This window comes from Algibacter sp. YIN40 (genome assembly GCF_057219435.1).
In genome coordinates, this window is the sequence record NZ_JBXVVC010000003.1 from 396,714 (window position 1) to 419,924 (window position 23,211).

At 32.3% G+C, this 23,211-nt stretch carries 21 protein-coding genes; 12 read left to right on the plus strand and 9 right to left on the minus strand.

What is annotated here, in order from left to right:
- Position 1: 1 nt before the first annotated feature.
- From AC2D6V_RS12660 to AC2D6V_RS12680, 5 genes are all read left to right on the plus strand, one after another.
- Positions 2 to 1,966, plus strand: coding sequence for an AAA family ATPase (locus AC2D6V_RS12660; RefSeq protein WP_484648567.1), 1,965 nt, complete (start codon positions 2 to 4; stop codon positions 1,964 to 1,966).
- A complete protein-coding gene (locus tag AC2D6V_RS12665; protein ID WP_484648568.1) occupies positions 1,956 to 2,540 on the plus strand; it encodes an NUDIX domain-containing protein in 585 nt (194 codons plus the stop codon). Before AC2D6V_RS12660 ends, AC2D6V_RS12665 begins: the two co-directional genes overlap by 11 nt.
- Positions 2,540 to 3,775 (plus strand): DUF6638 family protein, encoded by a 1,236-nt coding sequence (locus AC2D6V_RS12670; RefSeq protein ID WP_484648569.1) that lies wholly within the window; start codon positions 2,540 to 2,542, stop codon positions 3,773 to 3,775. Before AC2D6V_RS12665 ends, AC2D6V_RS12670 begins: the two co-directional genes overlap by 1 nt.
- A 76-nt stretch (positions 3,776 to 3,851) precedes the next feature.
- On the plus strand, positions 3,852 to 4,364 hold the full coding sequence (locus tag AC2D6V_RS12675; protein ID WP_484648570.1) for a hypothetical protein: 513 nt from the start codon (positions 3,852 to 3,854) through the stop codon (positions 4,362 to 4,364).
- A 102-nt stretch (positions 4,365 to 4,466) separates the two neighbouring features.
- On the plus strand, positions 4,467 to 6,161 hold the full coding sequence (locus AC2D6V_RS12680; RefSeq protein ID WP_484648571.1) for a hypothetical protein: 1,695 nt from the start codon (positions 4,467 to 4,469) through the stop codon (positions 6,159 to 6,161).
- A 281-nt stretch (positions 6,162 to 6,442) separates the two neighbouring features.
- On the opposite strand, the gene AC2D6V_RS12685 is transcribed toward AC2D6V_RS12680, so the two are convergent.
- Both AC2D6V_RS12685 and AC2D6V_RS12690 read right to left on the minus strand, forming a co-directional pair.
- A complete protein-coding gene (locus tag AC2D6V_RS12685; protein WP_484648572.1) occupies positions 6,443 to 7,393 on the minus strand; it encodes a bifunctional helix-turn-helix transcriptional regulator/GNAT family N-acetyltransferase in 951 nt (316 codons plus the stop codon).
- A 65-nt stretch (positions 7,394 to 7,458) separates the two neighbouring features.
- On the minus strand, positions 7,459 to 8,469 hold the full coding sequence (locus tag AC2D6V_RS12690; RefSeq protein ID WP_484648573.1) for a formimidoylglutamase: 1,011 nt from the start codon (positions 8,467 to 8,469) through the stop codon (positions 7,459 to 7,461).
- A gap of 117 nt (positions 8,470 to 8,586) precedes the next feature.
- On the opposite strand from AC2D6V_RS12690, the gene AC2D6V_RS12695 reads away from it, so the two are divergent.
- Positions 8,587 to 9,471 carry a chromosome partitioning protein ParA gene (locus AC2D6V_RS12695; RefSeq protein ID WP_484648574.1) on the plus strand — a complete coding sequence of 295 codons (885 nt, stop codon included), beginning with the start codon at positions 8,587 to 8,589 and terminating at the stop codon, positions 9,469 to 9,471.
- Between the two features lie 54 nt (positions 9,472 to 9,525).
- On the opposite strand, the gene hutI is transcribed toward AC2D6V_RS12695, so the two are convergent.
- Positions 9,526 to 10,764 carry an imidazolonepropionase gene (hutI, locus tag AC2D6V_RS12700; RefSeq protein WP_484648575.1) on the minus strand — a complete coding sequence of 413 codons (1,239 nt, stop codon included), beginning with the start codon at positions 10,762 to 10,764 and terminating at the stop codon, positions 9,526 to 9,528.
- Positions 10,765 to 10,819: 55 nt separating this feature from the next.
- Between hutI and AC2D6V_RS12705 the strand changes: the two genes are divergently transcribed.
- Together AC2D6V_RS12705 and AC2D6V_RS12710 are read left to right on the plus strand one after the other, a co-directional pair.
- The gene (locus tag AC2D6V_RS12705; protein ID WP_484648576.1) at positions 10,820 to 11,512 is read left to right on the plus strand and encodes an aspartate/glutamate racemase family protein; all 693 of its coding nucleotides are present in this window, start codon (positions 10,820 to 10,822) and stop codon (positions 11,510 to 11,512) included.
- 4 nt (positions 11,513 to 11,516) lie between these two features.
- Positions 11,517 to 12,092 (plus strand): Crp/Fnr family transcriptional regulator, encoded by a 576-nt coding sequence (locus AC2D6V_RS12710; protein ID WP_484648577.1) that lies wholly within the window; start codon positions 11,517 to 11,519, stop codon positions 12,090 to 12,092.
- A 148-nt stretch (positions 12,093 to 12,240) separates the two neighbouring features.
- Here AC2D6V_RS12710 and fumC read toward each other — a convergent pair whose 3' ends face one another.
- Entirely contained in the window at positions 12,241 to 13,638 is a 1,398-nt protein-coding gene (gene fumC / locus AC2D6V_RS12715) for a class II fumarate hydratase (RefSeq protein WP_484648578.1), read from the minus strand.
- Between the two features lie 187 nt (positions 13,639 to 13,825).
- Between fumC and AC2D6V_RS12720 the strand changes: the two genes are divergently transcribed.
- Positions 13,826 to 14,467 (plus strand): peroxiredoxin, encoded by a 642-nt coding sequence (locus AC2D6V_RS12720; protein WP_484648579.1) that lies wholly within the window; start codon positions 13,826 to 13,828, stop codon positions 14,465 to 14,467.
- Between the two features lie 93 nt (positions 14,468 to 14,560).
- On the plus strand, positions 14,561 to 14,734 hold the full coding sequence (locus AC2D6V_RS12725) for a hypothetical protein (RefSeq protein ID WP_298238337.1): 174 nt from the start codon (positions 14,561 to 14,563) through the stop codon (positions 14,732 to 14,734).
- Positions 14,735 to 14,812: 78 nt separating this feature from the next.
- On the opposite strand, the gene AC2D6V_RS12730 is transcribed toward AC2D6V_RS12725, so the two are convergent.
- The 4 genes from AC2D6V_RS12730 to prfB form a co-directional block, all read right to left on the minus strand.
- Entirely contained in the window at positions 14,813 to 17,260 is a 2,448-nt protein-coding gene (locus AC2D6V_RS12730) for a TonB-dependent receptor (RefSeq protein ID WP_484648580.1), read from the minus strand.
- Positions 17,261 to 17,345: 85 nt separating this feature from the next.
- Positions 17,346 to 17,687: an arsenate reductase (glutaredoxin) gene (arsC, locus tag AC2D6V_RS12735; protein ID WP_484648581.1), complete on the minus strand. Its 342-nt coding sequence runs from the start codon at positions 17,685 to 17,687 to the stop codon at positions 17,346 to 17,348.
- The gene (locus AC2D6V_RS12740) at positions 17,687 to 18,304 is read right to left on the minus strand and encodes an HAD family hydrolase (RefSeq protein WP_484648582.1); all 618 of its coding nucleotides are present in this window, start codon (positions 18,302 to 18,304) and stop codon (positions 17,687 to 17,689) included. Before AC2D6V_RS12740 ends, arsC begins: the two co-directional genes overlap by 1 nt.
- An 85-nt stretch (positions 18,305 to 18,389) precedes the next feature.
- Positions 18,390 to 19,500, minus strand: a protein-coding gene (gene prfB / locus AC2D6V_RS12745; RefSeq protein ID WP_484648583.1) for a peptide chain release factor 2 whose coding sequence is annotated in 2 segments (ribosomal slippage) — positions 18,390 to 19,436 and positions 19,438 to 19,500 — 1,110 coding nt in all. Because the reading frame shifts where the segments join, the coding sequence is not laid out codon by codon here.
- A 92-nt stretch (positions 19,501 to 19,592) separates the two neighbouring features.
- On the opposite strand from prfB, the gene AC2D6V_RS12750 reads away from it, so the two are divergent.
- Positions 19,593 to 20,609: a threonine aldolase family protein gene (locus AC2D6V_RS12750; protein ID WP_484648584.1), complete on the plus strand. Its 1,017-nt coding sequence runs from the start codon at positions 19,593 to 19,595 to the stop codon at positions 20,607 to 20,609.
- Positions 20,610 to 20,613: 4 nt separating this feature from the next.
- Here AC2D6V_RS12750 and AC2D6V_RS12755 read toward each other — a convergent pair whose 3' ends face one another.
- Complete coding sequence (locus tag AC2D6V_RS12755) at positions 20,614 to 20,934, minus strand: YbaB/EbfC family nucleoid-associated protein (protein WP_484648585.1); 321 nt, start codon at positions 20,932 to 20,934, stop codon at positions 20,614 to 20,616.
- Between the two features lie 144 nt (positions 20,935 to 21,078).
- Between AC2D6V_RS12755 and AC2D6V_RS12760 the strand changes: the two genes are divergently transcribed.
- Positions 21,079 to 23,148: a S9 family peptidase gene (locus tag AC2D6V_RS12760; protein ID WP_484648586.1), complete on the plus strand. Its 2,070-nt coding sequence runs from the start codon at positions 21,079 to 21,081 to the stop codon at positions 23,146 to 23,148.
- Positions 23,149 to 23,211: the final 63 nt, after the last annotated feature.

Genomic DNA, 23,211 nt, shown 5'->3' on the forward strand with positions numbered 1-23,211 from the left:
TATGGAACACAACTCAACATTTCCAATAAAATTATCTGAACTTGATATGCTTCGAGATGAAGCAGCTTCATATTTAAAAAGCATACAGTGGGAGCAGGGTTCACGTGCAAAAAGCAAAGATAAAGATGGTAAAGATGAATCTATTTTATTGTATTTATCAAGAGCCAATAATGGAACAAATACAATAGAAATCACATCGGTTTCAAAAACGATTCTAGCATTAAAAAAACGCTTGTTACCCGATTCGGTTGCTATTCCCATTTATTTGAATCAAACACTTTACGCCGTTCAAGAGGGTATTACTCTAGGTATTTGGATTAAAGATAGTTATTATGATGCTTCTGGTTTATCAAGCTTAAATGAAAACAAATCGGCTTTAGATAACAATGGAAAACGTGAGTTTGAAAGTAAAATGCATACGGCAACTGCTTTTATGTTGTTTTCTGTAGCTTATAAAATATTAAATGATTTAAAACCACATGCATCAGACGATTTAAGTGTGATGAAGCAGAAGTTTGCTGGTATTCCAGAAGTGTCTTTAATGTCGCCAATAAAAGGGATTTCATGTAGTCTGTTTTATTTCGATAAATATCTAGGACATCCTGAAATCATTAAATCGGATAAAGATGTTATTGATTTCACAGTCGTTTATTTTGAAGCATTAATTGATGAAATTCAGCTTAGAAAAAGTTCATTGGAATACACCGAAACGATTGAAGACAGAACCTATAAACTTGAAAAATCAGAGTTTGCAGTTTCAGGTTGGAATAACGTATTTCAAGGAACTGCTAAAAGTATCGATTTTAATAAAATACAGTTTGAACAAATAGTTGGAAACCGTGATGCAAAACATTTTGCTCGTCGTTTAACTGAACGTATGTTGAGTTACGATTTTACTGCTAAGAAAAACCCATTTCAAGAATTAGGAGGGTTTATTCCCGTATTTATGGGCTATGGTATTCCAGGAACTGGAAAAAGTATGTTAATCGCTGCGATTGCAACAAGATTAAAAGAACACAGCGACACTTTAGATATTCCATTTTTGTTTCACCCAATGCCAGATACCTTGATATCAACCTTTCAAGGTGGTTCTGCAGAAAAAATGGTGGAGTGGATGAAACCTATGCAAGATCCTACAAAATTAATTTTCGCTCCTATCGATGATGCCGAAAATAATTTACAAGAACGAACTGCTCAAGGAGTGTCTGCAGGTGTAAAAGAAGTGATTGGTGTATTTTTAAGATATACCGAAGGTGCTTATGCGGTGAATTATGGAAATAGTTCAATCGGTCTTTTTACTAATCTTCCAGAAATGTTAGATAAAGCTGTGATTTCTCGTGTACAAGGGCGTTTTAAAATTGATGGCGCACGAACAGAGCATGACTTTTTAGATCAAGATCATTTATGGTGGCGAAAATTGGATGACACTATGCCTGATTTTGTAAACATGCAAGGACCTGAAAATTATAGTTACTTACAAGATCAAGGGTTAGCTAAGAACATGGGGGATATATTAAGTAATATTGATAAACCCACAGAGGCTCATGTTCATAATGTTTATGATAGCGTAGAAAAGCATTTTAAAACGAATCAGCATTTGTTTTATGCAAATCTGTATAAAGAAATGCAAGCGGTATTTCCGTTTTTCTCATCGCGTGATGTTAGAAATATTCAAAGTGCCGTATCATTGCGTTTAACCGATTTCGATTTAGAAGAAGATTGGTTTGAAAATCCAGAAATCTATTTCAAACAAGAATACGAAACCAAGTTTAATATGCTTCAAGAGTTAATGCGCGGTAATATGAAAGGTTTGGATTTTTCAGAAATCCGTCGTCAAGAAGTTGTGCGTTACTTAGATAATGTTGCAACTATCGCAGATACTGATTTTAAACGAAAAGTCGATGCAAGAGTTACCCAATTAAATATTGAAACGGAGGCTAGAAAAACTTTTGATAATGAGCGATAAGCAGATTAAAAATATTAAAAAAAAGCTGCTTTCAGATAATTACTATATCTTGAATAAACTCAATTTTGATTACTTAATGAAAAGTGGGGAATGGGTCAATCAAATGCGAGAGGTTTATGATAGAGGAGATGGTGCAGGTATTCTGTTATATAATAAAGATAAGGGAACGGTTATATTAACTAGGCAGTTTAGAATGCCAACATATATGAACGATAACAAAGATGGTTTTTTAGTTGAAGTTTGCGCAGGCTTGCTTGATAAAGATAACCCTGAAGCTTGTATTGTTCGTGAAACAGAAGAAGAAGTTGGGTACCGTTTAAAGTCGGTAAAAAAGGTCTATGAAGGTTATTCTTCACCTGGCGTAATGACAGAGAAAATGCACTTTTTCGTGGGTGAATATGCCGATTCTATGAAAGTAAATGAAGGAGGTGGGCTTGAAAGTGAACATGAAGATATCGAAGTATTAGAGATTCCTTTTGAAGAAGCTGTTGAGATGCTAAATACAGGTAAAATTGTTGATACAAGAACGATTGTGTTATTGCAATATGCGATTATTCATAAGTTGTTAGATTAATGAAGAAACTAAAACAAGCCAATTTATACAGAAGCGAACTTATTCCCGTAAGCGGAAAACTCGTTGAGCGTTACAACAAATGCTTAGTAAAACTTGGTTTCACAAAAACAAAACTAAAAACGTTTCATATTGATGGTATTGGTTGGAGCCCAGAAATAGCCGAAGAAAAAGAAGACTCACACTATTTAAACAATGGTGAAGCAAATCCACATGGCATTATTATCACTCCTTTGCAGAAAGGAAAACCAGTTTATTTACCGTTTCATACATTCGATAGAGATTTAATGAAATTTGTCTTTAAAATTCATGGAGACAAAATTAAAGATATTACAAGAGACTGTGCTATTTGTTTAGATTTCGACCAAGGAATAGATGCCTTTTACGAACCCCTTGATGTTTTAAAGTACAGCAAGGTTACTGTTAATTTTCATCTTATTAATAATTTAGATAAAATTCAAGAACAGCAACTTGAGCTAATAGATACATTTAATAGAGATAATAATTTTATAGATGAAACATTACATAAACAACTCTTAGATTCTGCAAAAAAATATGGTGATTTACGTCATCGTGATTTAGATTTACATGAAATTCAATATACTACAGATTCTTTTTTCACTAGATCTTTTGGAGGTATTTATGTTTTAAGAGATTTTATTACACCTATAGTTGTGTTTGAAGATGAAACATGGCATAAAGAAGCTATAAAAGATACCAATTATGATGTTTTAATATATCATATCCTCCAGCCAGAACTTATGGATAAATTACGTGATCACGTAATTATCGAGTATGATTTAGAGAAAGTTGTTACTACGAAACGTTATGAACGGATTAAGAAGTTTGAAATGTCTCTGCTTTTAAAAAAACCAAGTCATCCTATAAAGGATATTTTGAATGATCCAATTTTGTACAAAAGTTATTTAAATAAGCTTGATATTAAGTTGCGTAAAAAGGTAATGAGTGTTGAGCGTTATCTTGAAAAATTAGAAATTAGTAATCAATATAAAATAGCAGATATTGTTGATCCAAAACTTTTTGAGGCTTTGCATCAACCGCATTCATCCTTAGATGCAAAGCATCAAGATTTAATATGGATGTTGTTAGTTAATATCTCTCAAAAAGATGTTTTGTATTGGTATTGGTATGATAAAGAATCGTTTTATACAAGTTTCGAATCTTGGGATGATTCTCTAAAAGATTGGGCTATAGAAACTATTAGTAACAATATTTAATTTTTATAGACTAATTTTATAGATGCGTTTTATCATTCCGCATCAAGTACAAAATGACAAACTAAACGTTTAAATTATGACACTAGAACTCATTGTTTTCATTGCATCCATATTGTTTGGAGCATTATTGTATTGGCGCGAATCCCATGGAAATGGGTTATACAGATTTTTTAACAAACTCATGTATTCTAAAGAACTTCAAATGAAAGCGACAGATAAAACAGGTTTTGTTTATCAACAAAAACTTTTAGTTAGATTGGTGTTCATAGGATTCTTGTTTTTAATTGGAATTGTAATAACGCGTTTTTTAATCCCAATAGACATCGCAACTATTTCCATATTTGCATCTATGATTGTTGGTACATTGGCGGGGACTTATTTAGCAAACTTCATATTTAAGTCAGGTGAAGTTATCGACGAAAAAAGTGATTCTATAGAAGATATAGTCCATGATACCATTGAAAAAGGGAAAGATTTTATTGAAGATTTAAAATCAAAAGATGCTGAGGTTATTGAAGAACCAAAAGAAGCACTTAAGACTGAGGAGAAGAGTGCTAGAGAGCGTTTGAAGGATAAAGGATTATTGTAGCGACATTACGAAGAGGAACGACGAAGTTATCTTTTAAATTAAAATTATTAATAAACAGATTGCAACGACTTAAACAAGTCTCGCAATGACAATATTAAGGAAATGATTAAAAACTACTGGTATAAAGGAAAGAAACAAAAAACGATAACTATTATCGTTACTTTGATTTTACTCATTGCTTTATTTGTTTTGCGTGACGATTATCAACCGGCATTATTATTTATTAGAAAATTCATTTTCGTTATTTTATTAAGTGGCTTGGTTTTGTTTTTTGGATTACGAAAATTCAGAAAATCGGCCAGTACAGGAGGTAGATTTGGAATGTTGGCATTATTAGTCATTTTCTTCAGTATATTATATGTAGTTGGTTGGCATTTCAAAATGTACGACTACATGAAAACTTATAATGTATTCAATAATCTTAATAAAGTTGAAATAAATGAATTACCACTAACACAAAATGAACGTATTCAACCACTTAGAAACATCTTTTCTATGGCAAATGAAAGTGTTGGAGAAACTAAAGATGTTTCGCTTCCTCATTTGGTAAGAGTTGGCAATGAAAATAAATGGACCATGGCAATTCAGCCAACTGAGAAATATGTTTGGCAAGGTATGACCGACAATACCGAAGAAGTTTTTGCGGTTTCAAGTACAACACCATTTCCAAGATTTTCAAGTGAGAATAGAATTCCGGTAACCTTTTCGATAGGAGAGTCCTTAAAGTTTAGTAGAAATACTTACAATGCTGTTGTGCAGCGTTTCAATGTGTTTCAATTGTTCACAATGGAACCAAGTGATACCTATTACATGAAAAATGACGCAGGAAAGTGGGTGCAAGTTGTTAGTTTAATTAAGTGGAAGGGCTTTTTATTCCCATATCCAACATTTGGTGGGGTGATGGTAGTTGAAAATGGAGAACATGACTTTAAAGATTATATTGAGCGCATTTTAATTGGTAAAGGGACTTTTATAAGTCCAGAAAACATGAAAGATCATGACTATTTGACTAGGCAAAATACATTGGCTGAAAAAGTATCGCAATTGCAAGCAGAATCACTTAAATTTCTTGGAGGATTTAGTGATCCTTTACCATGGAATATGGAAACAGCCGTTAAAATTCCAGAAATGCCCAAAGACCAAAATCAGCAGCCTTATGTTACAGATTTTAATTTTTCAGACACCAATTCTGGAGCCTTTAGCGGTCTATATCATTGGTTTGGGTTAGAGCCAGTAGGAGATGAGCGCACAAGTTTAAGCTTTAGTGTATTTGTTCCTGCAGATGGCACAGATAAATTATACTATTACAATCATGCCGCAAAAAAGCAAGGTTATGCAGGTGTTTCGGCTATGCCTTTAAAAGTAAAGGAATCCAGAAAAGAGTATGACTGGACAGCGAATACACCAGTTGAGTTTAGACCTTATATAAAAGACATTGCAGGTAGAAAACGTATGTTCTTTATGGGAACTGTGTCGTCTATAAGTGATGAAAATGCCCAACAATTTGATGGTTCTGCAACTCCAGATTTGGTGTTAATTGATAGCGAGTATCGCGATGTTGTTTGGATTGATGTAAAACACCCAAGTAAATGGAATAAAACTGTTTATGACCAACTAAATGAAGCGTGGCGCTCAAGCGAAAAAATTGGTTATTATTTTGTTGAGGAAACGAAAACTATTGATATGGTTGAACAGTCTGTAGATTCGATAATCCCAGTTTCAGAAGATACTTTAAAAGTCAAGAAAATTGAGAGGTTGCAAAGGCAGATTGATTCTTTGAAGGCAAATAATAACTAGAGTCATATGCATGGTAGTTTAGGGCACTTTAAAGCAGTTCTGCAGCGAAGAAAAAATCGATTAGAAAAAGCGGAGGGCAGGTTTGACAAACGAAAGCATGTTGGCAGTTTCTCTAAGAAAACATCTGAGCTTAATTTTTCAAAGCCTAGTCCATCAGAACTTAAAAGAATGAAAGTTCAGATAAGATCAAGAATTAAAAGACAAAAAATAAAAGCTAATGTCCTATGGGTAATTACCGTGTTAGGTCTTTTTATTTTGTTCTATTTTTTTATTAATTAGTTTTAAAACACCAACTCCATTTTAATATCACTCCGTACATAAGGACAGTTTGGTTCTACTGGAATCTCAATAAACCCATATTTTCTATAGATATAGATAGCGTTCTCTAGTTTTGTGTTAGAGTAGAGTATAAGCTTGGGTAATCCTATGTTTTTGGCATAATCAATACAATACTGCATTAACTTTTGTCCAATTTTATAACCACGATGTTTAGGAGAAACAGCCATTTTAGTTAATTCAAAAAGACCTTCGTTTCCAAGAGGCATAAGAGCAACTGTACCAACAACTTCTTTGTTTAATCTTGCAAAAAAAATGTGTCCTCCTTTATCAATTATATACTGCTTTGGCTTACTTAAAACTTCTTCGTCATAAGGCTCCACATAGAAGAATGTTTTTAACCACTCAACATTTAATTCATAAAAATGTTTTGCATAAGCATTCTTATACAAAACGATGTCAATATCTTGTATTACTTCCATTTTTACATTATTAATTATAGTATTGCTAAAACTTTTATCATTGAGTTTATTTTCTAGTATATTTAAATGTTCTATTAGCGAAGAAGACCTTTCTAAGGTATATTCTTTAATAATTTCATCTACGCTTAGCCATATTGGTTTTAATTTTTCCAGTGTATTTTTTCCTTCTTGAGATAGATAAATTAGTTTTTTACGTTTATCGGAATCATCTGCTTTATAATAAATTAACCCTTTTTCATTAAGCTTATTAACAGACTGTGTTATAGCTGGTTGTGTGAATTGTAGAGAGTGCTGTATTTCAGAATTTGTAACCCCATTTTTATTCACAATAATTTTAAAAATAGGAAATAAGTAAGGGTCAAAATTTACATTAAAATGATTGTAAACCAGTTGTGTCTCTTTCATAATATACTCACTTACTCTTTTTAATCGAGAGCCTAAGCCTAATTCACCATAACCTCTTAAAGCATCCATAATATTTGTGTTTATATAAGTACTTATGTAAATATATAGAAAATTAATAATATTTAATAATAACTCTATGCTTTTATAAAATCTGTAATTAAGTAGGAGATAAGCTTGCCAATTGTTGAAGCAGATTTTTTTGTTGGTGCAGCTTCGCATATATGTAAATAAACGGCATTCTCTTTTTTTGCAAAGTAGTTTAAAAATCGACGTGTTTTATTAACACAAAATCCACTAGGAGTTTTTGCACTACTTGGAACATTAGCAATAGCATCACAATCTATTTCAATACCAAAAGGCGTTTCAGTAACATGTTTTGACGCTCTATTCAGTTCCTGTTTAAATTTTAACTCGTTCCTTATTTCTAAAGCTTCAAAAATATTATATTTAATAGTTTTAGACTTATCTAATATTTTAAAAATATTGTTAGGTGTATAATTTTCGTGTAGTCCGAAAATAAAATAGTTACCTAAAAATCCTTCTGAAGAAGCATACCTAAAACCATTACCACTATGGCGACCTTCCTCTACTCTAAAATCTGAATGGGCATCTAAATTGATAACATTTATTGGTTTCCCTACCGCCAAACTAGCACCTTTAATGTTTCCATAAGCGTTGTTATGTCCTCCGCCTATAATAATTGGTTTTTTTCCGGCCAATACAATTTGATATATTGCTTGAGATACATAAGAATCAATTGCTTCAACTAACTTTCTTGCTTTTAAAACGTCTTTTTTTCTTGTTGAATTTAATTTTGAGACTTCTAATATCTCGCGACTAAAATCTAGATGACCCAGAATTAAAACTTCCTTAGCCTTAGTATATTCGTTACTTTGAATATTTAACAAATATTTAAGTGAAACCTCCCAAGCCTTTGACGTTCCAGTCTTTCCATGGTTTGCGAACACACCAACATCTTCAGGCAAACCTAAAATCACATACTTGACATCCAAATTTTTAAGTTGTTCGTATATATTTGAAATGCTGGTTAATAATTGAACATGTTGGCCAAACTTGGATTCACCAGAGCGTTTGTTTAATAATTTATTTCGAGTAGTATTGTTAAATAAAACAAGTTTATCCATTAAAGTAAGTAATTTTGAATAATAAAAATACACCATTATTTATTTTTAGCATTGAAAAAACGAAGTAAAAAATTTAAAAATCATTTTGACCTTAACAAAAATTAAAAACAAGTAATTATGGAAAACAACAAAAGCAGTATGGGCCTTAAAGTAGCTTTAGGAATTGCACTAGTATTATTTTTAGGAACTGGGTTTTACACGATGAATCTTTACAAAGAAAGTAACGATACTAAGAAACAGTTAACAGAAGAGAAGCAATTAGTTATGAACGACTTGAATGCGATGGCTAAACAATACGATGAAGCTATAAGCGAAAATGACGTTGCCAATGCTAACTTAGTAGAAGCTAGAGGTAGAATTCAAGGATTGATTGACTCTTTAAAAATTTCTGAAACTAATGTAAAAAGCTTATGGAGATATAAAAGTAAGTATCAATCGCTACAAAAAGAAATGGATGTTCTTTTAGCTCAAAATGATTCGTTAAGAGTTGAAAATTCATATTTAGCGACTTCTTTAGATAGTACGCGTGTTCGTTTAGAAGAACGTACTGTATTCACAGATTCTTTATTGGTACAAAATACTGCTTTAGCTGAAGTTGTTGAGAATGCTGCGGTATTATCTACAGTTGGATTAAAAGGATTTGGAGTTATAGAAAGGTCTTCAGGGAAGTTAATCCCAACTGAAAGAGCGAGTCGTGTTGATAAAATTCGAGTATGTTTTACAGTTGCAAAAAATGCATTAGTTCAATCTGGAGATCAAGAATTATATGTTCAAGTTATAGATCCGAATAGTAATACTTTAGGATTAAATGATCAAGTACAGTTTGGAGAAAAAACGCTTAACTACAGTATAATTAGCAAGTTTAACTATGAAAATAGTAACCTTAACATTTGCGAGTTCGTTGTTTCTAAAGGCGAAGATAATTTTGCAAAAGGGCGTTACGTTGTAAACGTTTTTAATCAAAAAGATTTAGTATCAAGCTCTGAGTTTACTTTGAAGTAAACAAAATATAACACTTAAGAGCCTAAGCCTCAAACGTAAAGTTTGAGGCTTTTTTTATTCAACAAGCTTTCCGTTAATTATAACTTTGTCTATATGATTATCACCAAAAGCATACGGTAAATAATTATAGCTAGGAACTTCTTTAGTTATTATGATATTGGCTTTTTTTCCTTTGGTAACACTTCCATAATTTTCAGAAATTCCCATAGCATAGGCACCGTTTAAAGTTGCTGCATTAATGGCTTCCTCTGGTGTCATTTTCATTTTAATACAAGCAGTGCTTACAACAAAATTCATATTACCACTAGGGGTAGAACCAGGATTATAATCGGTTGCCAAGGCTAAAGGTAATCCAACATCTATTAGTTTTCTTGCTGGAGTGTATGGAATGCTTAAAAAATAAGAACAGGTGGGAAGCGCTACGGGCATGGTATCACTTTCTTTTACTGCTTTCAAATCGTTTTCTGATAATTCCTCTAAATGGTCAACAGATAATGCACCATATCTCACAGCGAGTTCAACACCGCCAAAAGCATTAAATTGGTTCACATGTATTTTAGGAATCAATCCATACTCTTTACCGGCAGCCATTATACGTTCTGTGTTTTCTAAAGAGAAATAGCCTTTTTCACAAAACACATCAATGTATTCGGCTAAGTTTTCCTTCGCAATACTGGGTAACATATCATTAATAATTAAATCTATATAGCCCTCGGCATTACCTTTAAATTTTTTTGGAATAGCATGCGCACCCAAAAATGTTGCTTTAATTTTAATAGCAGTATTTTCTTTAAGACGTTTTATTACGCGAAGCATCTTTAATTCAGACTCCACGGTTAGACCATAGCCCGATTTAATTTCTAAAGCTCCAGTACCTAATTTAATGACGTTTTGTACTCGTTCTAAAGATTGCTTATAAAGTTCATCTTCGCTTGTATTCTGAAGTTTTTCAGCAGAATTTAATATACCTCCGCCTCGATTTGCAATTTCTTCATAGCTTAAACCATTTATTCTATCTACAAATTCTTGTTCTCTATTTCCTGCATAAACAATATGGGTATGCGAATCGCACCATGTAGGGAGTACTAATTTACCTGTGGCATCAATTGTGCTTTCTGCATTAATATTAGGGCAGTCTTTCATATTACCATAATCAATAATAATATCATTTTTAACTAACAGATAAGCATTTTTAATGGTTGGGAGTTCTTTCATTTCCTTACCAGAAACTTTTAAGGTCGTTATATCCCGAATTTGTAAAAGTTCTTTTATATTGATAATTAATAATCTCATTAAATAAGTATATAGAATATTAAGGCTTAAATTTAACAACAATATATTAGAACCTATGCAAACAATTGGATTAATTGGAGGTATAACACCTCAATCAACAATTATGTATTACCAAGTCCTAAATGACTTAGCGGAAAAGAAATATGGAGAATTTAATTCGTGTAAAGTTATAATTAATTCGGTCAATTTTGCAGAAATAGGTCAATTACAGAAAGAAAATCGATGGGATAAGTTGGACAAAATCATGTCTGATACGGCTATTAGCTTAGAGCAAGCTGGAGCAAAAAGCATTCTAATTTGTGCAAATACAATGCATTTAACTATTGATGCTGTAAGAAATGCTGTGAAAGTACCAGTTATTCATATAGCAGAAGCAACATCAGTTGCGATTAAAAAGCAACAATTAAAAAAGGTGGCTTTATTAGGCACAAAATACACTATGGAAATGGACTTTTACAAAGATGTATTGAAATCATTTGATATTGAGGTTATTATACCTAACGAAGAAGATAGATTGATAGTTAATGATGTTATTTATAAAGAGCTAGCCAAAGGGATTTTAAAAAAAGAAAGTAAAGAATTGTATTTAAAAATAATAAATTCATTAATTTTAGATGGTGCAGAGGGAATCATTTTGGGTTGTACCGAAATACCATTATTGATAAAGCAAGAAGATGTTAGTGTGCCAGTATTTGACACTACTGCAATTCACGCAGCAAAGGCGTTTAGCTTAGCAACAACATTATAATTTAATGAATAGAAACTTCTCCTTTTTAAATTCTATTACTGATATTTCTGAGGAAACTTTTGAAAATATTAAAGCAATATCAGAATTTAAGCGAGTTGATGCAGGTGTTCAAATAGTAAAGCATGGAGAGAATACTTCTAAAGTTTATATGCTTGTTAGTGGTATTGTAAGATGTTATTTGAATACTGAAGATGGAAAGGAGTTTAATAAAAGCTTTTATCTTCCTGTTGGTTTTGTAGCTTCTTTGACGGCACTGTTGAAAAAGAAACCATCGATGTTTGTTTTTGAGACTTTAACAGACTGCAAGTTGTACGAAATTGATTTCTATAAACTTATGAATCTTTGCGAGGATAATGTCAATCTAAAAAACCTTTATAATAAAGTCTTAGAATCTTTATATATAAAATATGAAAAGCGCTTGGTGGAATTAATTTCTTTAGATGCAAAGCAGCGTTACTTAGAGTTACGCAAGCAAATCCCAAATGTAGATGAACTTATTCCACAGTATCATATCGCGTCATATCTCGGTATTACAGCAGTTCAATTAAGTAGAATTAGAAAAAAAATGGAAACTCATTAACATTTGTTAACAAAATTGTGATTGGCAAATTATAAATTTACAGCGATTTCTTTTTGCAACTATACAAAAGGATTGATAGCTAACCAACCAAAAAAAACAGGTATTGAATTCAATACCTGTTTTTTTATGTCTTTTATTATGATGTATATTATTTCAAACTTCCTACCATATCTTCAGGTTTTACCCAGGCATCGTAATCTTCAGCAGTAACATAACCTAAATTAATAGCTTCTTCTTTTAAAGTTGTACCATTTTTGTGAGCTGTATTAGCTATTTCAGCAGCCTTATAATAGCCGATTTTGGTATTTAAAGCGGTTACGAGCATCAATGAATTATTCAATAATTTTGTGATAACTTCATTATTAGGTTCAATTCCTAACGCACAGTTTAAATCGAAACTTACACAAGCATCTCCAATTAATTGCGCTGACTGTAAAACATTAGCCGCCATTACTGGTTTAAAAACATTTAGTTCATAATGACCTTGTAGTCCACCAACAGAAACAGCAACATCATTACCCATTACCTGTGCACATACCATAGTAAGCGCTTCACATTGGGTTGGGTTTACTTTACCAGGCATAATAGAACTTCCTGGTTCGTTAGCTGGAATAATAATTTCTCCAATACCACTTCTTGGTCCAGACGCCATCATTCTAATATCATTGGCTATTTTATTTAAAGAAACAGCTAGTTGTTTTAATGCGCCATGAGTTTCGACCAATGCATCATGAGCTGCTAAGGCTTCAAACTTATTAGGAGCTGTTACAAAAGGTAACCCTGTAAACTCAGCGATATATTCTGCAACTTTTTTGCTATAGCCTCTAGGAGTATTTAAGCCAGTTCCAACTGCTGTTCCTCCAAGTGCTAATTCACTTAAATGTGATAGAGTGTTTTCTAAGGCTTTAATTCCATGGTCAAGTTGTGCTACATAACCAGAAAGCTCTTGGCCTAAGGTTAGAGGTGTAGCATCCATTAAATGTGTACGGCCAATTTTCACCACATTCTTAAAAGCTTCAGATTTTTTATGCAAGGTGTCTCGTAATTGTTTTACACCAGGAATAGTAGTCTCTACTACCTTTTTATAAGCTGCAATATGCATGCCTGTAGGGAAGGTATCGTTAGAAGATTGCGATTTATTTACATCATCATTTGGCTGAATAGTTTTTTCTCCCTCTCCAATATTTTTTCCTGCAATCTGATGTGCTCTGTTTGCAATTACTTCATTCACATTCATATTACTTTGAGTACCAGAACCTGTTTGCCAGATTACCAGAGGAAATTGATTATCATGTTTTCCTTCGAGAATTTCTTCACATACTTGAGCAATTAAATTACGTTTTTCTTCAGCTAAAACACCTAGTTCACAGTTTGTATATGCTGCCGCTTTTTTTAAGTATGCGAATCCATATACAATCTCTAATGGCATAGAAGCGGCAGGACCTATTTTAAAATTATTTCTAGATCGCTCAGTTTGTGCACCCCAAAGTTTATCTGCAGGTACTTTTACCTCACCCATTGTGTCTTTTTCAATTCTGTAACTCATGGCATTATGAATTTAATTTTAAGTTGCAAAGTTAATTCTTTTAGGGCTGTTTTAATTATGATAGATGTTAGTTTTTTGAAAGTTTTTTAACATAATTATAATCTATTATTGTTTAGTCCTTATTCTTTAAAATGAGTAACTTAGTAGACCGTTTAAATTATTTTAGTAACCAATAAATTTTGAAACCATGGCAGCAATTAGATTAGGAGATGAAGCTCCAAACTTTACAGCAGAATCAACAGAAGGAACTATAAAATTTCATGATTGGCTAGGGGATAGCTGGGGTATATTATTTTCGCACCCAGCAGATTATACACCTGTCTGTACTACAGAATTAGGAACCGTAGCTAAGTATAAACCTGAATTTGATAAACGTAATGTGAAAGTTGTTGCACTAAGTGTAGACGGCATTAACTCGCATAACGGTTGGATAAATGATATTAATGAAACGCAGGGGACTACAGTTAATTTTCCAATTATTGCTGATGAGGATAGAAAAGTTTCAGAATTATATGATATGATTCATCCAAATGCTGATAGTAAATTAACAGTGCGTTCTGTGTTTGTTATCGGATCTGATAAAAAAGTAAAATTAACCATTACCTATCCTGCTTCAACAGGTAGAAACTTTGATGAGCTATTACGCGTGATAGATTCCTTGCAATTGACAGCTTATCATAAAGTAGCTACTCCCGCAAACTGGAATAATGGGGATGACTGTGTTGTAGTCCCATCTGTTGCAACTGCAGATATAAGGGATATCTTCCCAAAGGGTTACAAGGAAGTGAAACCATATTTAAGGATGACACCTCAGCCAAATTTAAATTAGTTAAAAAGACTGTTAACAATTTTTAATTTGATATTGTATAAGAAAGCCCTTTGCATTATCTTTGCCAAAGATTTATAAAAGACACATACAATTATGTTTGATTTTGATCAATATTTAGGCTTTTTAGCATTCTTAACCATATTAACAATAGGATTTTGGTTAATGATATTTTTGTTAACCTTTGTGATTCCTTATTGGATTGGAGGTTCTTTAATTGAAAGATTGAAAGAAATTAGAGAAGAAAAGAAAGCGAAGCGTAATGCTTAAAGGATAAAAACTATATTAAATAAATAAAAAAGGAAGCTAAATTAGCTTCCTTTTTTATTTATAATATTTTTCTTGAAACTATATCTGTGCACCACCACCATTAAATTGACCAAATCGTTCAGGTTTCTTTTTCTGATTAAATCTATAAGTAAAAGATAAGTTATATGAGCGTACACCTCGAAATCTAATTTCTCGTTCATTAATAAAAGAATCGGTTTCTATAGTCGATAAATACACGCCGCTATTAAAAACATCTCTAATATTAAATGCAATTGAAGCCCTTTCTTTAAATAAATCTTTGCTAAAAGCAAAATTGGTAGTGAAAGTACCTTGCCTATCATTTTGAGCATCTTTACTTGGACCTCTATAATTCATGTTTGTTTGCCAGTCAATATCTCCTGGAAGTGAATATTTATTGCTAAAGCGTAAGTTCCAGCTTACATTCTTAGAATCAAAATTATCTTCATCTAATTCTCCTTCGATTGTGGAATTGAATAAATTAAAATCCGTATTCATGCGCCATTTTTTGGATGGGGTATAGGTTATGTTAAAATCGAAACCGTATCTGTCTTCCATTCCTACGTTAGCTGGTCCACGTTGCACAATGGGTATTTCTTCACCATCTATAAAAGCAACATCCCCCGTTTCTATACTTACCCAATTTATAAGATTAGTAGAATGCTGATAGTATATAGAAGAGTTTATAATAAATTTGCCCATTCGATTTAAATAACCAAGGTCAAATTTTCCAGAATATGTCGGGTTAAGGCCTGGGTCACCTTGAAAAATATTCGTTAAACTAGATCTAGAAGGGAAAGGATTTAGGTAAAAAGAATTTGGTCTTTGCAAACGTCTATTATAGCCTAAAGTCATATTTTCGGTTTCACTAAACTCATAACTTAAATTAACGGTTGGAAATAAACCAGTAAAATTTCTTTTTTCAAAGTCGCCCGAGGTAGTTTGATCAAGTGTTAACTGTGTGTTTTCCATACGCAAACCTAACAAATAAGAGAATTTATTAATCTTACTGCCGTATTGAGCATAAGCGGCAAGAATATAATTTTTAAAATTAAATAGATTGGTTAAATTTTTGTCAATTTCAAATTCGTTCGTATCAAGGTTAAGAAGTTCTACCTTATAATCGGTGGCATTATTATTAAAATCACCTCTATATCCCATTTCTATTTGACTATTTTCTCCAATAGGCAGAACATAATCTGTTCTTAGTAGAATTCTGGATTGATCTCTTATTTGCGTTAGGATGTCAGTGTTAAGCCCATCTACATTAATTAAGGATAATTCATCACGATCAGTATCTTCAAGTTGAAAATCGAATGTCAATTTATGCCCACTTTTATTAAAGTTTTTTGTGAAGTTAAATGAATATTGAATTGTCTTGTTTGTTCCTTGTCTGGGATCATATCTTAAACTTTCACTAATTAAAGTTCCGTTTGAATCAAATTGAATAAGGTTATTTGTAGAATTGTTATTATTATTACCATCATTTACTACCATAGATGAAGTAATAGAAGCTGAATCATTTATATACCATTCTACACCAAAATTATTAGTTAATCCTTTTCTAGTGTCTTCCCAATCACGTTTTTCGTCAAGCACGTTGCCTGTAGATTTGAAAGTAGTGTAGTTATACCAGTAACCAGGGCTTTCTCCGTATCTATATGAAAGAGTGTTGAAAATATTAACATTCCCAGTTCTATAATTAATATTTCCAGAAACTCCAGCAGATTTCGGATATCCTGCATTCGCAGTAATAACCCCATTTAATCCTAAAAATTTACTTCTACGTAAAATGATATTTAAAATACCAGCAGTTCCTTCAGCTTCATATCTTGCAGATGGAGATGTAATTACTTCTACTTTTTCTATGGCTTCCGCAGGTAATTGTCGAAGAGCTTCAGTAGAATCTAACCCAACTAAGCCTGATGGTTTTCCGTTAATTAAAATTCTAACATTGTTATTTCCTCTTAATGCTACATTACCTTCGCCATCAACAGAAACGGATGGGACATTGTCTAAAACATCACTTACAGTTCCTCCACTAACCGTTAAATCTTTTCCGACATTGTATATTTTTTTGTCTAATCGAATTTCAACAGTTGTTTTTTCGGCAATCACTTCAATGGCGTCTAGAGTTTCTAAGTCAAGTTCTAAGTAAAAATCTCCAATATTTTCATTCGAAATTATTTTTCTGTTTTTTAGAGTTTGAGTTTTAAATGAAATATACTCTATAGAAATATCATACACACCTGCTGGCACAGTAATTTTGAATGCTCCTTTTATATCTGTTATACCACCAGTTATGATTTTATTTTCAATTTGACTAAAAAAAGATATGGTGGCATATTCTAGGGGTTCATTCGTTTCCCTATCAAATACTTTTCCAGAAATAATTATGTCTTTTTCAAATACTGGAGTAGAAATTATTTTATCACTGTTTTTGGGTTGACTATATCCAAATGAAAAAAATAGAATAAAGGATAAGTAGGTAAGTGTGTTTTTGAACATTCTGCTATAAGTTGCATTTGGGACAAAGGTAACTTACCACATAAAGCCATTTGGTTAAAATTGTGTTAATGGCTTTATAATTAAGTTAAATAATATCTAAAATTAGTTCGGGTGGCCTGCCAATAACTGCTTTTTTACCATTAATAATAATAGGCCTTTCAATAAGTTTTGGGTTTTCGACCATGGCGGTAATAATCTCAGAATCACTTAAGTTTTTATTTTTGTATTCACTTTTCCAAATGGCTTCATTCTTTCTAACCAAGTCAATAGGCGTTAAGCCTAATAGTTTAATAATTTTTTTTAATTCTTTTAGAGATGGGATGTTCTCTAAGTACTTTACAATTTTAAATTCTTTTCCTGAATTTTCAAGAATTTCAAGTCCGCAGCGAGACTTCCTGCAACGGTTATTATGGTATATTTTTATCATTATATATCGATATTGAATGTTTTTAAGTCTTGAATAAGTTGCTTAGGTGATTTAAATTGAATTCCGTTAATTCTTAAATTGTTAGCAGCTTCGATGTTTCTCAAGTTATCATCAATAAAAATTGCATTTTCAGGTTTTATATTAAACCTTTCAAGTGTTAAATTATAAATTTTATCAAAAGGTTTTCTAGTATTTTCTTCACCTGATACTATTATACCTTCAAACCAGTGCAAAAATTCAAAACGCTCTAACGCAATAGGAAAAGTTTCAGCACTCCAATTGGTTAGTGCCACAACTTTATAATCACTAGAATCAATAAAATATTTAAGAATATCAACTGTACCGCTTATAGCATCACCAAGCATTTCGACCCATCTTCCATAAAACATTCTAATTTCAGTTTCATATTCTGGAAAAATTAAGACAAGTTCTTCTGTTGCTTTTGCCATTGGATACCCAGCATCCTGATTTTCGTTCCAGTCACTTGTACAAATGTTGTCAAAAAACCATTTCATTTTTTCTCTATTGCCATTAAATACATCTAGAAAAACATATTCAGGGTTCCAATCGATTAATACACCTCCCAGGTCGAATATTATTGTGTCTATTTTTTTCATGTGTTAGTTTCTATTTTTAAATTGACAAATGTAATAACCATGTCATAATTGTTATCGAGGTTTTATGTTTTCAGCTATGAATATTTCATAATTGATTCTTGTCTTCTACTTTTTGTCCCATCATCATTAAATAAGCTTTTAAGAAACTATCAATATTTCCATCCATAACGGCATCCACGTTACCAGTTTCATGACCTGTTCTAACGTCTTTCACTAATTTATATGGATGCATCACATAGTTTCGAATTTGACTACCCCATTCAATTTTCATTTTTCCAGCTTCAATATCTTCGCGCTGTGCTAATTGTTTTTGAAGTTCAATTTCATACAATTGTGATTTTAACATTTGCATAGCTCTTGAGCGGTTATCATGCTGCGACCGTGTTTCTGAGCAAGAAATTTGTATTCCTGTAGGCTTATGGGTAAGTTGCACTTTAGTCTCAACCTTGTTTACATTTTGTCCACCTGCACCACTTGATCGCGCGGTTGTTATATCAATGTCGGCGGGATTAATGTCTATTTCAATAGAATCATCAACTAAGGGATATACATATACTGAGGCAAAACTGGTATGTCGTTTGGCATTACTATCAAAAGGAGAAATACGAACCAATCTATGGACACCATTTTCACCTTTTAACCAACCAAAAGCGAAATCGCCTTCAAGTTCTAAAGTCACCGTTTTAATACCGGTAACATCACCTTCTTGAAAATTCAATTCTCGTACTTTAAACCCACTTTTTTCGGCATACATTAAGTACATGCGCATTAGCATATTTGCCCAGTCACAACTTTCCGTACCACCAGCTCCAGCTGTAATTTGTAATACAGCACTTAGGCTATCACCTTCTTCAGAAAGCATATTTCTAAACTCTACATCTTCCATTAAAACGGAAGCCTTATTAAACCGGTTTTCAACATCTTCTAATGTAGATTCGCCTTCTTTAAAGAATTCATAAATAACTTCTAAATCTTCAATAAGAGTTTTTAAATCTTTAAAGTCTTGCACCCATTTTTTCTTTACGCGCAAGGATTTCATAATCGTTTCAGCGGCTTTAGGGTCATTCCAGAAATTTGGATCGAAGGTTTGTTCTTCCTCGTTTTGTATTTCTATAAGTTTGGCATCAATGTCAAAGATAGTGCCTAAGTTTATCAAGGCGGGTATTGAGATCTTTAATTTGATCTGAAGTAATCATAGTTATTTTATTTTGAACAAAAATAGTATTTAAACATCCATCAGAAAACAAATCTTAATATAATTTTATAGCTTTACCTTTTAATTTTTCAGATGATAATAGACCTAAGAAGCGATACAGTTACCAAACCAACAAAAGATATGTTGAACACGATGATGCAAGCAAACGTTGGTGATGATGTGTTTAGAGAAGACCCAACGGTTGTGATTCTAGAGAGACGAATAGCGAGTATGTTTGGTAAAAGTGATGCCTTATTCTTTCCATCTGGTACTATGGCTAATCAAACAGCTTTAAAACTGCATACAAACCCTGGAGATCAGATTATTTGTGATAAATATGCCCATATTTATAATTATGAGTCTGGAGGCGCCTCTTTTAATAGCGGCGTGTCATGTAAGCTAATAAATGGCAATAGAGGTATGTTTACAGCTAAACAGGTTGAAGAAGTTATTAATCCAGGTGATTATTGGTATGCTCCAGCTAGTTTGGTTGAAATTGAAAATACTACAAATAAAGGAGGTGGTGCTTGTTGGGATTTTGATGAGTTGAAAAAAATTAGAAAGGTTTGTGATAATAATGATTTGGGTTTTCATTTAGATGGCGCGCGTTTATGGAATGCTATAGTTGCTAAAAATGAAACTACAGAACAATATGGCAGTGTATTCGACACTATTTCTGTTTGTTTGAGCAAAGGGTTAGGATGTCCTGTTGGATCAATTTTAGTGGGAGATTCAGAAATCATGAAAAATGCCATTAGAATACGTAAAATTTTTGGTGGAAATATGAGACAATCTGGCTATTTAGCTGCCGCGGGATTATATGCTTTAGATAATAATATTGAACGCTTAGCTCAAGATCATAAAAAAGCAAAAGAAATAGGTGAGGAGTTAACTAGACTATCAATTATCAAGACCGTGGAGTCTATAGAAACTAACATTGTTATTTTTGAATTAAATAAAGACATTAACGAAAAAAAGTTTGTACAAAACTTAGCCAACAAAAATATTCATATTATTAGTATGGGCGGTGGTAAGCTAAGAATGGTAACCCACCTAGATTATAATGACGATATGCATGATATATTAATTAGCGCCCTTAAATCTTTGTGAGTTGTTATAACATATCCATTCCAGGAATATTAGGCATACCTTCTTTGGCTACAGCACCAAGTTCGGCCTCATTAACACTCGTTGCTTTTTCTATTGCTCTATTTATAGTTAAAATTAAATAATCTTCAAGTTGTTCTTTATCTTCAAGAAGTTCGTCACTTACGTTGATAGATTTTATAGTTCTATTTGCTGTTAGGGTAACTTTAAGTTTGCCATCATTACTTGACTCATCGATTAAAACGGTATCAAGGCGTTTTTTAGTTTCTTCTACTTTCTTTTGGGTTTCTTTAAGTTTGCCCATCATTTTCATCATATCTCCAAACATAATTTCTGAATTTTAGTATGTAGGTACAAAACTATCAAAATAAATAGAGTAATTTTATTTCTTTGTTTATTAAAAATGAAGAATCTCAGTATTATTATAGTCATAAACTTTATTTTTGCTCATTCTTGTAAAAAAGAACCAAAAATGATAAAAAGTACGACTAAAATAAGTCCACCAATAGCCAAAAAAATTCCATATAAGTTACGTATTCATGATGATGTTAGATTAGATAATTATTATTGGTTAAATGATAGGGAAGACTCTGAAGTTTTAGATTATTTAAATGCCGAAAATGCTTATACAGAAAGTGTAATGAAGCATACCAAAGTTTTTCAAAAAGAACTTTTTGAAGAAATGAAAAGCAGAATTAAGGAGAACGATACAACGGTGCCTTTTAAATTAAATGGTTATTGGTATTTAACACGTTATGAAACTGGGAAAGATTACCCTATTTATACAAGAAAGAAAGCATCTTTAAAGGCTCCAGAAGAAATTTTATTTGATTGTAATGAAATGGCTGAAGGTCATGCTTATTTTAAATTAGGAGGTATTTCAGTTAGCCCGGATAATACTATGGCTGCTTTTTCAATAGATGTTGTTAGTAGAAGACAATACACAATTCAAATTAAGAACCTTATTACGGGTGATATCTATACTGATAAGATTGAGAACACAACTGGTAGTGCTACATGGGCAAACGACAATAAAACTTTGTTTTATTCAATGAAAGATGCCGTCACCCTGAGATCTCATAAAATATTTAAGCATAAATTACATGCCACCTCTAGTGAAGATTTAGAAGTGTATTATGAAGCCGATGATACCTTTAACACCTTTGTTTATAAATCTAAGTCGAAAAAGTATATCATTATTGGTTCATCAAGCACACTGACAACGGAATATCGCTATTTAGATGCCAGCACACCAGATGATGAATTTAAAGTGTTTCAAAAACGAATTCGCGAGTTAGACTATAGTATTTCGCATTTTAATGAACATTTTTACATAATCACAAATAAAGATAATGCAACAAATTTCAAACTTCTAAAAACAAGTGAAAATACTACAGAGTTAGAGCATTGGGAAGAAGTAATTGCACATAGAAAAGACGTATTGATTGAAGATATTGAAATTTTTAAAGATTATTTGGTGATTAACGAACGTGAAAACGGACTTAATAATTTAAGAATTATGAGTTGGAACGGGGAAGAGGATTATAATCTACCATTTGATTCTGAAACATACACAGCATACATTGGAAATAATCCTGATTTTGATAGTGATACGATGCGTTATGGCTTCAATTCATTAATTTCTCCAAGCTCTGTAATTGATTATAATTTAAAGACACGGCAATCAGAAATAAAGAAAGAGCAAGAAGTACTTGGCGGTAATTTCAAAAAAGAAAATTATGCAGAAGAACGTATTTGGGCAACGGCTAGAGATGGCGTAAAAGTACCCATTTCACTTGTTTATAAAAAAGGAATCAAATTAGACGGAACTAATCCCTTACTGCAGTATGCTTATGGTTCATATGGTTCAACTATTGATCCGTCTTTTTCTACTATCCGCCTAAGTTTGCTAGATAGAGGGTTTATCTATGCTATTGCCCATATAAGAGGAGGAGAATATTTAGGCAGAGATTGGTATGAAAATGGAAAGCTTTTAACTAAGAAAAATACGTTTACAGATTTTGTAGATTGTTCTAAACACCTTATTGAAAATAAATATACTTCAAACAATCATTTATATGCTTATGGTGGTTCCGCAGGAGGTTTGCTTATGGGAGCAGTTATAAACATGAATCCTGAATTATATAACGGTGTTTTAGCAGCAGTACCTTTTGTTGATGTAGTTACAACCATGCTTGACGATACTATTCCTTTAACCACTGGAGAATATGATGAATGGGGAAATCCAAACAATAAGGAATATTATGAGTATATGAAATCTTATTCGCCATATGACAACGTTAAGTCAAAAGATTACCCAAATATGTTGGTAACTACAGGGTTGCATGATTCACAAGTGCAGTATTGGGAACCAGCAAAATGGGTTGCAATACTTAGAGATTATAAGACAGATAATAACAAATTATTACTACATACAGATATGGATTCTGGTCATGGAGGTGCGTCTGGACGCTTTGAAAGTCTTAAGGAAGTAGCTTTAGAATATGCCTTTTTATTAGATTTAGAAGGAATTAATCACTAATAAAAAAAAATGTATTATTTTTGCAAGGTTTTAGGCTGTATTTAATTTTGAAATTGAGCCAGT